At 68.8% G+C, this 11,930-nt stretch carries 19 protein-coding genes and 2 pseudogenes; 17 read left to right on the forward strand and 4 right to left on the reverse strand.

Annotated features, from left to right (window positions below):
* The first annotated feature begins 45 nt into the window (after positions 1-45).
* The gene (locus tag AB0I12_RS36255; protein ID WP_359938885.1) at positions 46-1,461 is read left to right on the forward strand and encodes an alpha-L-fucosidase; all 1,416 of its coding nucleotides are present in this window, start codon (positions 46-48) and stop codon (positions 1,459-1,461) included.
* A 97-nt stretch (positions 1,462-1,558) separates the two neighbouring features.
* Here AB0I12_RS36255 and AB0I12_RS36260 read toward each other — a convergent pair whose 3' ends face one another.
* The gene (locus tag AB0I12_RS36260) at positions 1,559-1,741 is read right to left on the reverse strand and encodes a hypothetical protein (protein WP_359938888.1); all 183 of its coding nucleotides are present in this window, start codon (positions 1,739-1,741) and stop codon (positions 1,559-1,561) included.
* Positions 1,742-1,971: 230 nt separating this feature from the next.
* Between AB0I12_RS36260 and AB0I12_RS36265 the strand changes: the two genes are divergently transcribed.
* The 7 genes from AB0I12_RS36265 (at position 1,972) to AB0I12_RS36295 (ending at position 6,353) form a co-directional block, all read left to right on the forward strand.
* Entirely contained in the window at positions 1,972-2,187 is a 216-nt protein-coding gene (locus AB0I12_RS36265; protein ID WP_355697509.1) for a DUF6458 family protein, read from the forward strand.
* Between the two features lie 16 nt (positions 2,188-2,203).
* Positions 2,204-2,431 (forward strand): hypothetical protein, encoded by a 228-nt coding sequence (locus tag AB0I12_RS36270; RefSeq protein WP_359938891.1) that lies wholly within the window; start codon positions 2,204-2,206, stop codon positions 2,429-2,431.
* 84 nt (positions 2,432-2,515) lie between these two features.
* On the forward strand, positions 2,516-3,499 hold the full coding sequence (locus AB0I12_RS36275) for a hypothetical protein (protein ID WP_359938894.1): 984 nt from the start codon (positions 2,516-2,518) through the stop codon (positions 3,497-3,499).
* Positions 3,500-3,505: 6 nt separating this feature from the next.
* Positions 3,506-4,858 carry an SRPBCC family protein gene (locus tag AB0I12_RS36280; protein WP_359938896.1) on the forward strand — a complete coding sequence of 451 codons (1,353 nt, stop codon included), beginning with the start codon at positions 3,506-3,508 and terminating at the stop codon, positions 4,856-4,858.
* A 24-nt stretch (positions 4,859-4,882) separates the two neighbouring features.
* Positions 4,883-5,359, forward strand: a complete 477-nt coding sequence (gene gvpJ / locus AB0I12_RS36285; protein ID WP_359938899.1) for a gas vesicle protein GvpJ — start codon at positions 4,883-4,885, stop codon at positions 5,357-5,359.
* A 2-nt stretch (positions 5,360-5,361) separates the two neighbouring features.
* Positions 5,362-6,117: a GvpL/GvpF family gas vesicle protein gene (locus tag AB0I12_RS36290; protein ID WP_359938902.1), complete on the forward strand. Its 756-nt coding sequence runs from the start codon at positions 5,362-5,364 to the stop codon at positions 6,115-6,117.
* Between the two features lie 8 nt (positions 6,118-6,125).
* Positions 6,126-6,353 (forward strand): gas vesicle protein GvpG, encoded by a 228-nt coding sequence (locus AB0I12_RS36295; RefSeq protein WP_359938905.1) that lies wholly within the window; start codon positions 6,126-6,128, stop codon positions 6,351-6,353.
* Between the two features lie 114 nt (positions 6,354-6,467).
* Here AB0I12_RS36295 and AB0I12_RS36300 read toward each other — a convergent pair.
* A pseudogene (locus AB0I12_RS36300) lies at positions 6,468-6,707 on the reverse strand (pentapeptide repeat-containing protein); the annotation flags it as partial.
* Here AB0I12_RS36300 and gvpO point away from each other — a divergent pair.
* From gvpO to AB0I12_RS36340, 8 genes and pseudogenes are all read left to right on the forward strand, one after another.
* Positions 6,660-6,923 (forward strand): annotated as a pseudogene (gene gvpO, locus AB0I12_RS36305) (gas vesicle protein GvpO); the annotation flags it as partial. The pseudogenes AB0I12_RS36300 and gvpO sit on opposite strands and share 48 nt — an antisense overlap.
* A 4-nt stretch (positions 6,924-6,927) precedes the next feature.
* Positions 6,928-7,269, forward strand: coding sequence for a gas vesicle protein (locus tag AB0I12_RS36310; protein ID WP_359938908.1), 342 nt, complete (start codon positions 6,928-6,930; stop codon positions 7,267-7,269).
* A complete protein-coding gene (locus AB0I12_RS36315) occupies positions 7,262-8,023 on the forward strand; it encodes a GvpL/GvpF family gas vesicle protein (RefSeq protein WP_359938911.1) in 762 nt (253 codons plus the stop codon). Before AB0I12_RS36310 ends, AB0I12_RS36315 begins: the two co-directional genes overlap by 8 nt.
* Complete coding sequence (locus AB0I12_RS36320; RefSeq protein ID WP_359938914.1) at positions 8,020-8,208, forward strand: gas vesicle protein; 189 nt, start codon at positions 8,020-8,022, stop codon at positions 8,206-8,208. Before AB0I12_RS36315 ends, AB0I12_RS36320 begins: the two co-directional genes overlap by 4 nt.
* Entirely contained in the window at positions 8,201-8,494 is a 294-nt protein-coding gene (locus tag AB0I12_RS36325) for a gas vesicle protein K (RefSeq protein WP_355697486.1), read from the forward strand. The genes AB0I12_RS36320 and AB0I12_RS36325 overlap by 8 nt, the downstream gene beginning before the upstream one ends.
* 17 nt (positions 8,495-8,511) lie before the next feature.
* Positions 8,512-8,850 carry a hypothetical protein gene (locus AB0I12_RS36330; protein WP_359938917.1) on the forward strand — a complete coding sequence of 113 codons (339 nt, stop codon included), beginning with the start codon at positions 8,512-8,514 and terminating at the stop codon, positions 8,848-8,850.
* 14 nt (positions 8,851-8,864) lie between these two features.
* Positions 8,865-9,236, forward strand: a complete 372-nt coding sequence (locus AB0I12_RS36335; protein ID WP_359939336.1) for a phage holin family protein — start codon at positions 8,865-8,867, stop codon at positions 9,234-9,236.
* A gap of 39 nt (positions 9,237-9,275) precedes the next feature.
* On the forward strand, positions 9,276-9,539 hold the full coding sequence (locus tag AB0I12_RS36340; RefSeq protein ID WP_359938920.1) for a hypothetical protein: 264 nt from the start codon (positions 9,276-9,278) through the stop codon (positions 9,537-9,539).
* A gap of 66 nt (positions 9,540-9,605) precedes the next feature.
* Here the strand turns inward: AB0I12_RS36340 and AB0I12_RS36345 are convergent, their stop codons facing one another.
* Positions 9,606-10,589 carry an iron-containing redox enzyme family protein gene (locus AB0I12_RS36345; RefSeq protein WP_359938923.1) on the reverse strand — a complete coding sequence of 328 codons (984 nt, stop codon included), beginning with the start codon at positions 10,587-10,589 and terminating at the stop codon, positions 9,606-9,608.
* 53 nt (positions 10,590-10,642) lie between these two features.
* Here AB0I12_RS36345 and AB0I12_RS36350 point away from each other — a divergent pair, with 53 nt between their 5' ends.
* Positions 10,643-10,840, forward strand: coding sequence for a CDGSH iron-sulfur domain-containing protein (locus tag AB0I12_RS36350; RefSeq protein WP_359938926.1), 198 nt, complete (start codon positions 10,643-10,645; stop codon positions 10,838-10,840).
* A 3-nt stretch (positions 10,841-10,843) separates the two neighbouring features.
* Here the strand turns inward: AB0I12_RS36350 and AB0I12_RS36355 are convergent, their stop codons facing one another.
* Positions 10,844-11,923, reverse strand: a complete 1,080-nt coding sequence (locus AB0I12_RS36355; protein WP_359938929.1) for a glutamate-cysteine ligase family protein — start codon at positions 11,921-11,923, stop codon at positions 10,844-10,846.
* Positions 11,924-11,930 lie beyond the last annotated feature (7 nt).

Here is an 11,930-nt window from a genome sequence, read left to right on the forward strand (position 1 = left end):
CCGGCCGCCGCCGGCCGGTCCACACCATCGTGCGAGGAGCAATCAGTGCCGTTCGACGCAACCTTCGAGTCCCTGACCGCCTTCGAATGCCCCGACTGGTTCCGCGACGCGAAACTCGGCATCTGGTCGCACTGGGGGCCGCAGTCGGTGCCTCGGTACGGCGACTGGTACGCGCGGCACATGTACCGCGAGGGCAGCGACCAGTACCGCTACCACCTACGGACGTACGGCCACCCGTCGCGGTTCGGGTACAAGGACGTCGTCAAGCTGTGGAAGGCGGAGCGCTTCGACCCGGACGAGCTGATGGAGCGCTTCGCGGCCGCCGGCGCCCGGTACTTCGTGGCGCAGGCCGTGCACCACGACAACTTCTTCAACTACGAGTCGGCCGTCAACCCGTGGAACTCGGTGAAGGTCGGGCCGGGCAAGGACATCGTGGGGCTGTGGAAGGACGCCGCGGACCGGCGCGGGCTGCCGTTCGGGCTCACCGAGCACCTCGGCGCGGCGTTCAGCTGGTTCGCCGCGGCGAAGGGTCACGACAGGCACGGGCCGTACGCCGGGGTGCCGTACGACGGCGGCGATCCGGCGTACCGGGACTTGTACCTCGACAACGGCGCCTACCTGACCGGGCCGGAGGTCGTGGTGCAGGAGCCGTGGTACGCAGGAGAACCAGCGTGGCACCAGCACTGGCTCGACGCGGTCAGCGAGATGATCGACAAGTACCAGCCGGACTTGCTGTACACCGACGGGCCGCTGCCGTTCGGCGAGCTGGACTACACACCTGGTCTCCGCGCGGTCGCTCACCTCTACAACACCAACCCGCGGGCCGTGTACCAGCAGAAGGACCGGAGCCCCGAGGTCAGCGCCGTCGGGATCATGGACATCGAGCGCAGCCAGACACCGGAGATCCATCCCGCGCCCTGGCAGACCGACACCTCGGTCGGTGACTGGTTCTACAACGTCCGCGATGTCTACAAGACCGCCGGACACGTGATCGAGATGCTGGTCGACATCGTGTCGAAGAACGGCAACCTGCTGCTCAACGTCCCGCAGTTACCCGACGGCACGATCGACGCCGAGTGCTCGCAGCTGCTCGACGACCTCGGCGCCTGGACCCGGCTCTGCGGCGAAGGCATCTACGGCACCCGGCCGTACCGGGTGTTCGGCGAAGGGCCTTCGACGGTGGTCATCAAAGGCTTCACCGAGGACCGCGTGCCCTGGACGAGCTCGGACTTCCGCTTCACCCGCCGCGACAACACGCTCTACGCCTTCCAGATGGCCTGGCCGACCGACGGGCGCGCGGTCGTCCGGAGCCTCGCCGACCACGAGACCGTGACCGGGGTCCGCCTCCTCGGCCACGGCCCGGTCCCCTTCGAGCAGGCGTACGGCGTACTCGTCGTCCGCCTCCCCGACGTCGCCCCGTCCGAGGTCACGAACTGCCTGGCCGTCGATCTCGCAACCTGAGCAAGGCCCGCCGCCGACGTGCGGCCCGACGAAGCCCCCGGTCCGCCGGGGGCTTCTTTTTTGCTGCGCCGATTCCGCGCGGAAACGGGCACGGAATTCACCGTGCCCGAATTCCGGCGTGCTCGTGGTGCCGGCAGCAGGTGAGCTCCTCGATGAGCTCTCCCGCGTCCGACACCGCGAACGGGTCGGCGTGTGTGGCGTGCCGCGTACACCCCGGTCGCACGCAGTACGCCACCACGTCGGCAACACACTCGCCGTGCCGCGACCAGGGAAAACGCATCGTGTCACCCCACCGCTCGAACGAGATGCCGTCCGGTACCCAGCCCCGAGGCGGCCATGCGGATTGCGGAAAATGAAGTGCGTATTTGAATTGGTCGTTTACTTGAACCGACGCGTAATGCAGTCGCACTGCCACGAAAAGTATGCGTGGTTGTGATCGTTTTGCAGCATTTCGCCTGGGTACCGCTTCTTTATCGAATTTCGGAACGGGGCGGTCGTAAGGAGAGATTCATGGGAATCGGAATGTCTGTGTTCTTGCTCGCGGTGGGCGGAATTCTGGCGTTCGGGGTCTCGGACCGGCTCAGCGGCGTCGACCTGACAGTCGTCGGGTACGTGCTGATGGGCGCCGGTGCGATCGGCCTCGCGGTGGTGCTGATGTTCGCCAATCAGCGGAGCCGGACGACGCACACCTCCGTCCACGAACGTCGCGACATCCACGACGTCTGACGGAACGGGAGTGACGATGCCTGAAGGACGCAAGCCGCCCGACGCCCGGGAGGTGCTGATGGACCTGTTGTTCGACAAGGTCGCGGAGGACCGCTTTCCGTCGCTGTCGATGCTGGACATGATCGAGTCGCAGCTCCGGCCCGACGAGGTGGACCTCTACGTCCGGCTGCTGATCCGCAGGATGCGCGACGAGAAGTATCCGAGTCTGCCCATCCTGCGCCGGATCGCCGCACTGACGGAGTGACGCCACTCCGCGAAGCCCAGCTGTTCGTTGCCCCCGGCCACTTCAAGAGGCCGCCGCGGGCGGTACCACTGTAGGGAGAAATCCATGAACACCACCGCCAAGGTGGCGGCCGCCGTCGCGAGCGGCTACCTGCTCGGACGCACCAAGAAGCTCAAGCTGGCGATCACGGTCGGCGGACTGCTGGCCGGTAAGCGGATCGCCACCGATCCACGCGCCATCGTGAAGCAGCTCGCGGAGGTCGTGGAACAGAATCCCGAGTTGTCGAAGCTGTCCGACCAGGTGCGCGGCAAGCTCGTCACCGCCGGCCGCGACGCCGCTGTGGCGGCGGCGAGCAACCGTCTGAACCGGGTGAGCGACTCGATCCGGGACCGCACGGACCGCATGCTGTCGCTCGGCAACGGGCAGGCCCAGGACCAGAGCGACCAGGACGAGAGCCAGGACGAGAGCGAGGACCGGGGCGGGCGCGAGGACGCGGAGCGGCCGCGGCGTCGCCGTCGGCCGGGGCGCCGTCGTGAGGGCGTGCGTGCCCGGCTGCGCGGCAGCGACGAGGACTCCGCCGAATCGAGCGACGACGACAGCGGATCCGGCCGCCGGGCGGACGACAACGGATCCAGCGGCGGTGCGGACGACGACGGCTCCGGACGCGGCTCCGAACGCAGCTCCGGACGCAGCTCGGCGCGGCGCGGGTCGCGGGATCGCGGCTCGTCCGGTGAGGGCTCGCGCCGTACCGCCAAGCGGACGGCTCCGCGCGCGGCGAGCAGCAACGGCTCGGGCGGTTCGGGCAGTTCGGGCAGTTCGGGCAGTTCGGGCAGTTCGGGCAGTTCGGGCAGTTCGGGCACCGCGAAGAAGACCGCGGCGCGGAAGGCTCCCGCCAAGAAGACCGTCGCGAAGAAGGCGCCCGCCAAGAAGGCGACTGCGAAGCGGGCGCCCGCGAAGAAGACCGCACCGCCGGCGAAGAAGGCCGCCGCCAAGAAGACCGCGGCGAAGAAGACGGCTGCGAAGAAGACCGCGGCCAAGAAGAGCACGAGCAGGTCGACGAGCGGTTCGTCGGCCCGGAAGCGTGGGTGACCGGTGATGGCCGAACGATCGCGCGACGAGGAACAGAACGGCTTCAAGTCGATCCTCGACGAGCTCCCGGTCGACCGGCTGAAGGGTGAGCTCCAAGAGGCACTCTCGGTCGCCGCGGAGCGCACGGCAGAAGCGGCCGGGGACAAGATCTCCAGTCTCACCGAGCGGCTGACCGACATGGCCGCCGGTGGCGGTGTCGCGGGGAAGGCCCTGGCCGAGGGCGGGAAGGCGGCGGCCGGCGGCGGGTCGCCCTTGCTGGGTGCGTTGAAGGGCGGAGTCATGGGAGCCAAGGACAAGGCGGTCGAGGCGCTCGGCGGCGGGGGATCGGGCGGTTCCGGCGGCAAGAAGAACCCGTTGAAGGCGACGACGATCATCGAGTCGATCGACGTCGGCGTACCGATCGAGGTCGCGTACAACCAGTGGACGCAGTTCCAGGACTTCTCCGGCTTCATGAAGAAGGTCGAGCGGGTCGAGCAGCAGACCGACGAGAAGCTCGCCTTCAAGGCCAAGATCCTGTGGTCGCACCGGACCTGGGAGGCGTCGATCCTCGAGCAGGTTCCGGAGGACAAGATCGTCTGGCGCTCGAAGGGCGAGAAGGGCCACGTCGACGGCAGCGTCACGTTCCACGAGCTCGCGCCGAACCTGACCCGGGTGATCGTCGTCCTGGAGTACTACCCGCAGGGCCTGTTCGAGCGGGTCGGCAACATCTGGCGCGCGCAGGGCCGCCGGGCACGGGTCGAGCTGAAGCACTTCCAGCGGCACGTGATGACCGACGTGATCCTGCACCCCGACGAGGTCGACGGCTGGCGCGGCGAGATCCACGAGGGCCGCGCGCAGGAACCCGGCGAGGACGAGGACGACGCCGAGGAGTACGACGAGGACGAAGAGCCGGCCGACGAGTACGACGAGGACGAGTACGAGGACGAGGGCGAGGACGAAGCGCCCGAGGACGAGTACGACGAGGACGAGGAACCGGCCGACGAGGACGAGGACGAAGAGCCTGAGGACGAGTACGACGAGGACGAGTACGAGGACGAGGGTGAAGAGCCCGAAGACGAAGAGCCCGAAGACGAAGAGCCCGAGGACGAGTACGACGAGGACGAAGAACCGGCCGACGAGGACGAGGACGAAGAGCCCGCCGACGAGTACGACGAGGACGAGTACGAGGACGAGGGCGAAGAGCCCGAAGACGAAGAGCCCGAGGACGAGTACGACGAAGACGAAGAGCCGGCCGACGAGTACGACGAGGACGAGTACGAGGACGAGGGCGACGAGGAAGCGCCCGAGGACGAGTACGACGACGAGTACGACGAGGACGAGGAAGAACCCGAGAAGCGGCCTCGCCGCCGGGCGAGCTGATCGAGCCGATCGGAAGGAAGAGACATGACCATCGCGGCCAACGGCCAACGCCGGTCCGGAGGGTATCTGGACCGGCCCGCCCCGAGCAGTCTCGCGGACGTCATCGACAGCATCCTCGACAAAGGGCTCGTCATCGACGCCTACGTGCGGGTCTCGCTGGTGGGTATCGAACTGCTGACGATCGACGCACGCATCGTCATCGCCAGCGTCGACACCTACCTGCACTTCGCGGAGGCCACGAACCGGCTGGACCTGTACGAGAAGAGCAAGGACCTGCCCGAGGTCATCCAGGACATGACCGAGGGCACGGCGCAAGGCAAGACGAAGGGCCTGCTCACCGGCGCCAAGGAAGCGCTGTTCGGCTCGGATTCCGACGAGGACGACCGGCAGCTCGAGCGGGGCGACGAGGACGAGGAAGGCGAGGAGTACGAGGAGGCGCGCCCGCGTCGCCGTCGTCCCGCCAAGAAGGCCGCGGCCCGTCGCCGGAGGACTGAGGAGTGAGCGTGACGACACCGGGCGACGTCGGCCTGGGGTGCTACGTCTACGGCATCGTGGGCGCGGATCTCGTCGTACCGCCCGACCTGAGGGGTATCGGCGACCAGGTCGTCGGCGTGGCGCCATACGGCGATGTGGCCGCGGTGATCAGCCTTGTCGACAGCGAGGAAGCACGCGCCGGCCGGGCGGACCTGCTTGCTCACGGCCGGGTGCTCGACACGCTCGCCGGACTCGGCCCGGTGATCCCCGTGCGGTTCGGATCCGTGCTGCAGAACCGGGACGCCGTCACGAGCGAACTGCTCGAACCCGACCACGAACGCTTCCAGCTGATGCTCCAGGAGCTCACAGGGCGCGTGCAGTTCACCCTGCGGGCGCGGTACGACGAGCAGCAGGTGCTGAGCGAGGTCGTCGCGGAGAACGCGGAGATCGCCCGGCTCCGCGAGCTGACCCGTGAGCAACCGGACGAGTCGACGTACGGCGCGCGCGTCAGGCTGGGCGAGCTGGTTTCCCGGGCCCTGGAAGTCAAGAGCACCGAGGACGGGCGCACGCTGCTCGCCGAGCTCGACCGGCACGTGACCGCGCTGAACGTCCGGGAGAGCGCCGGGATCGACCGGCTGCTCGACGTCGCCGTCCTGGTCGAGCAGGCCCGCCGCGCGGAGTTCGAGCGCGCCGTCGAGGGCCTGGCCGAGACGTTCGCGGGCCGGGCCCGGCTGAAGCTGATCGGCCCGACCGCGCCGTACGACTTCGTGGATGCGGAGGCGTGATGGGCCTGATGACGAACCTGCTGACGTGGCCGCTGGCGCCGGTGCGGGCCACGGTCGCGCTGGCCGAGCAGATTCTCCGGCAGGCCGAGGCCGAGTACTACGATCCGGCCCGGATTCGTCTGCAGCTGGAGCAGATCGACGCCCTCCGGGAGAGCGGTCAGCTCGACCCGGAGCAGGCCGCGATCTGGGAGGACGAACTGATCAGCCGGCTCTCCGCACGACGCGAGGAGACCTGAGCTTCGATGGCAACTACGCGGAAGACCACACAGAGCCGGACGCCGGCCAAGCGGAGCACCGCCAAGACGAGCACCGCCAAGACGAGCACCGCCAAGACGAGCACCGCCAAGACGAGCGCCGCCAAGACGAGCGCCGCCAAGACGAGCGCCGCCAAGACGAGCGCCGCCAAGACGAGCACGGCCAAGACGAGCACGGCCAAGACGAGCACCGCCAAGAAGAGCACCACCAGGAAGAGCGCCGCGAAGAAGAGCGCCGCCCCGCCGCGGGCCGAGCCACAACCCAGGCCGGAGCCCGAGGAACAGACGGAGCGCAAGCCCCGTTCGCTGCGCACGGTGGCGATCTCCGCCGCGCACGAACTCTCGGAGCTGATCGGGCAGAGCCCGGAGGGCATCGTGGCGGTCGAGAAGCGCGACGAGGGCTGGCTGGTCCAGGTCCAGGTCGTCGAGTCGCGCCGGATCCCGGCGACGACCGACATCCTGGCGGTCTACGAGGTCGAGGTCGCCGACGACGGTTCGGTCACCGGCTACCGGCGCGCGGACCGCTACGTCCGTGGACGGATCCAGGAGTAGACCGATGAGCGAACCGACGATCTCCACGCGCCGGGCCGGGATGGACCGTTACGGGTTCACCTCGCCGGCGCCGCGTCCGGAGGGCCTGGCCGACATCCTCGAGCGGGTCCTCGACAAAGGCATCATCATCGCCGGTGACATCAGGGTGAACCTCGTCGACGTCGAGCTGCTGACCGTCAAGATCAGGCTGCTCGTGGTGTCGGTGGACAAGGCGATGGAGATGGGCATCGACTGGTGGAAACGCGATCCGATGCTGTCGGCCGAGGCCGCCGACGCCAAGGAGCTGGCCGACGAGAACCGCGAGCTCCGCGCGCGGCTGGAGGAGCTGGAGCGCGATCGTGAGTGAGACCGGAACCTACGTCTACGCCGTGGGGCGGAACATCGACGAGGAGCCGCTGACCGGCCTGGAGGGGGTCGGCGACGCGCCGGTCCGGCTGCTCGGTCACCGGGAGCTGACGGCCGTGGTGAGCAGCGTCGACCTGGCCGAGTTCGGCGAGGCCGCCCTGCGGCGCAATCTCGAGAACCTCAGCTGGGTGGAGAAGACCGCGCGCCGGCACGACGAGATCGTCCGGCGGGCGGCGGCGATCACGACCGCGCTCGCGCCGTTCCGGCTGGTGACGATCTACAAGTCCGACGACGCGGCGCGCGTCCGGCTCGAGGAGCTGTACGGCGACCTGGTCCGCGCGCTCGACCGGGTCGAGCGGCGCAGCGAGTGGAGTGTGAAGGCGTTCTGCCGGGTGCGGCCCGGACCGTCCGCGCCCTCGGCGCCGGCGGGTTCCGGCGTCGCCTACCTGGAACGCCGCCGGGCCGAGATCCGGGACCGGCACGAGGCCGCGACCGAGCAGCAACTGCTCGCCGACCAGCTGTTCTGGGACCTGGTTCCCGCGGCCGCGGCGACCCGGCGGCTCTCGGCGCAGGACCAGCGGCTCAGCGGGCGCCGCGAGACGATGGCACTGAACGTCGCGTTCCTCGTCGACGACGACCGCAGTACGGACTTCTTCGAACTCGTGGACGCGACGCGGGCCAGGTACCCGTCGCTCGACGTCGAGGTGAACGGGCCGTGGCCGCCGTACTCGTTCGCGGTACTGGACAAGCCATGACCGTCCAGGCCTCCGCGGCGACGGCGGCAGAGCCGAGCCTGGTCGACCTCCTCGACCGGCTGCTCGGCAAGGGCGTCGTGATCACCGGCGACGTCGTGGTGTCCCTGGCCGAGGTCGACCTGGTGCGCATCCAGCTCTCGGCGGTGATCGGCTCGGTCCGTGAGGAGATGGGGATGGATGACTGAACCTGTGCTGCCGCTGGCCGATCGGATCGAGGCCAACGCCGACAACGTCGAACGCGAGCTGCTCAAGCTCGTGCTGACGATCGTCGAGCTGGTCCGCCAGTTGATGGAACGGCAGGCCATCCGCCGGATGGATCAAGGTGACCTCAGCACGGCACAGGTCGAGGAGCTCGGGCTCGGCCTGATGCGACTCGAGGAGGCTATGACCGCACTGCGCGAGCAGTTCGGTCTGAGCGCGACCGACCTCAACATCGATCTCGGCCCGCTCGGCTCGCTCCTGCCGGAATAGGTCTGGACGTGGTGATGATGAAGGTACTTCGAGGAATCGGTGCGGCACTGATCTGGCTGCTCGCGACGGTCGTGATGATCCTGGCGGCGGTCCTGTGCATCACCCTGGTGCTGCTGCCGCTCGGTCTGCCCCTGATGGCGCTGGGGCTTCGCCTGTACGGGTACGGCGTACAGCTGCTCGTCCCGTCGGCGCCCGAGATGAAGCGCGGGATGCGCAAACGTCTCGGGCTGCGCGCGCACGGCGACCTGTCGGGTGATGCCCAACGGGCCGGCAAGCGGGTCCGCAAACGCGGCAAGAAGGCCGGCCGGAAGCTGCGGAAGAAGACCGGCCGGGTGGCCGGGGCGGTCGGAGGCTGACGATGCAACTCGTGATGAGACTGGTCGTGAACGCGGTGGCGCTGGCCGTCGCCGCCTGGCTGCTCCAGGGCATCACGTTCAGCGGTTCGAGTACGGCGAGCAAGGTGGTCACGCTGATCGTCGTCGCCGCGATTTTCGGCTTGGTGAACGCGCTGATCAAGCCGCTGGCGACCATCCTGTCGCTGCCGTTCATCATCCTGACGCTCGGCCTGCTGATCTTCGTCATCAACGCTTTGATGCTGCTGCTGACGTCGTGGATCAGTGACGGCCTCGACATCCCGTTCGAGGTGGACGGCTTCGGTACGGCGCTGATCGGCGCGCTGATCATCACCGTGGTCAGCTGGCTGATGAACGTCGTACTCCCGGACAGACTCGAGACGAACTGACCGGAGAGGGACAGAGATCGTCCGACGGAAGGAGTCACCATGTCCAAGAATTCACTGGGCGACAAACTCGAACGGCAGGTCGAGAATCTCAAGACCGGTCTGAAGGACGTCGCACACAAGTTCACCGAGCCCGACCCGGACCCGCACACCGAAGGCACGGCCGCAGCCATCACCAGCGCGCGGGTGCGTGGCCGGGAACCGTCGAAGGACGAGCTGTACGCGGACGCGAAACGGCTCGGCATCAAGGGACGCTCGAAGATGACGAAGGCCGAACTCGCGAAGGCCGTCGGGCGTACGTCCTGACACGAACGACGGGACTGCCCCGCGCCCGGCAGGCGTGGGTCAGTCCCGGACGGGGGCACGCCTGGATCAGCCGTAGCGGGCGGTTGTGTGGTTCGGGGTGGTCCACCTGGTCAGGAGGTTGTCGGCGAAGAGGTCGTCGAGGGTGAGGGCGCAGCGGGCGCCGAAGAGTACGTCGGGGAGTGCCTCGGGGTGTTGGCGGACGTAGCTGCCGCACAGGTCGTGGGCCGCTATCTGTTCGTGGACCGCGTCGGCTTCTACGTGTTCGGTGAAGTAGCGGGCCGCTTCCTCAGAGGCGCCGAGCCGGATGGCGCCGGTCGCGTACTGGCGGTTCGGGAGCGTGGAGGTCATCTCGAGCGCGGCGAGGTGGCCGAGCAGTGCCGCCGTCCACCGGCAGTGGATCGCGAACAGCGACATCACGTTCGACAGCGCCAGCGTGACCGCCGGTACGTCGGGGACGTAGCGCCCGTACGTGTCGTCGAGGTCGAGCCAGCGCATCGTCGTACGGAACAGCTCCGAATGCATCCGCTCGGCCCGCCCGCCGCCGTACTCGTCGGCCTCGATCTCGACCAGCGCGGCCTTCGCCGGGCCGTCGAGACGGGCGATGCCGAAGCTGTGCGGATCGGCCTCCTTGAGCTGGTACACGGACCGGTTCAGCACGAACTCGCGGAACTGCTCGCGGGTCGCATGCCGACGCAGGTACGGCGCGAACCGCGGCCCGTCCGCCTCGGTGATCAAGCCCCGCAGCTGCTCCGCGACCGGCCGCTCGTCCGCCGCGACCCGGCAGGTGGCCTGCAACCAGCCGATCCACGGCCGCTCCGCCCGGCTGCGGAACGCGACGATCGCCGGATCCCACTGCAGCTCGGGATCGACGCCGTCGAAGCCGCGGTACTGCAGCTCGTACGAGACCCAGAGCGCGAGCTGCAGATCGTCGTCGGCGTACGGGAGATCGCGGACGCCGACCTCGGGGCCGCCGCCGCTCGCAGTGTCGCCGTGCGTGAGTCTGTCGTTCAGCCAGGCGGTGAGTGGTCCGCGCGGCGGTGGTAGCTGCATACGGGACCGGTACCCGCGGGATAACCGTGGATTCCGGTGGGTACCGCGCTGTCATGACCGAGATCCGTGCCTACCCGGACGGTCCGTTGCTGGTCCGCGGCGAGTTCGAACTCCTGGACGAGAACGGCGATCCGCTGCCGGCCGCCCGCCGGACCGTCGCGCTCTGCCGCTGCGGCCGCACCAGCATCCCCCCGCTCTGTGACGGCACGCACACACTGCCGATCAGGAAGCCGCCGCAGCCCTCCGAATGAGGCTCATGGTGCGAAGACCTCCGCCAGCCAGGGCATGAGTTTGCGCGGGCCGAGTGCGCGGAGTTGTTCCACAGGCGGGTCGGCAACCAATGCCCGTACGTCGTCCAGATCGACTGGTGCGTAGGGCTCCGCGGCGTCGATGAGGTCGTAGAGGCAACGGCTGGTGGAGCGGGCCGTGCCGGTGCGGAGGTCGAGCAGCTCGCCTCGGACGCCGTGCCGCAGCGCGGCCCATCGGTTCTCCGCGATCCGCCACGTCGGCGCCGGAGGCGGCAGTTCGCCGCGGTAGTACAGGTCGGTGAGCCGGGCGACGAGCGCGGACACGAACCGGACGATCGCCTCGGTCCGGTCCGACGTCGCCTGTACGTCGAGCACGCGCAACTCCAGCGTTCCGTACCGGATGTGCGGGCGTAGCTCCCACCACCACTCCGACTCACGCCCTTGAACAGCCCACTTCAGGTCCTCGGCGAACTGCGTCCACGACGCGATGATCGGCGGCACGCCTTGGCGGGGCAGCTCGGAGGCGATGATCGGCCGGACCGAGCACAGCCCCGTGTCCCGTCCGGCGGCGAACGGTGCCGCGCCCGCAAGTGCGGCCAACTCGGGCAGTAGATCCCGTAGCGCGTGATAGACGCCCAACGTGCAGTCGGCGTCGCCGAAGGCCAGGTGGATCTGCAGCGAGGACACCAGTTGCCGGCCGATCATCTCGCCGTACCGAGCCTTCAGCCCGTCGGCGCGGTCGGTCGGCGCGAGCGCGACCGGAAGGTCGGCCAGCGGATGCACCGCTGCGGCGATCGGGACCACGTCCGCAGCGCACGCGGCGGCGATCCGTGCGCGACCCCAGCGCAGTTCGCCGACAGCGTCCACGGCGCTCATGTGCACCGACGTCGCGATCTCCACCTGGCAGGAGGGCAGCTCCTGCTTCACCCTCGGGTCGTCGATCTCCGCCACCACTTCGGCAGCCGGTGCGGGCCGCCAGGTGTCCCGCCGTACCAGCAGGATCTCTTCCTCCAGGCCGATCGTTCCGGCGACGGTACGGTCGAACACCGAGCGGACGCAGTGCGGACCGGCCTCGTCGGCGTGCATCGGAGAC

The organism is Kribbella sp. NPDC050459 (genome assembly GCF_040655315.1).
In the GTDB taxonomy this organism is placed as follows: domain Bacteria; phylum Actinomycetota; class Actinomycetes; order Propionibacteriales; family Kribbellaceae; genus Kribbella.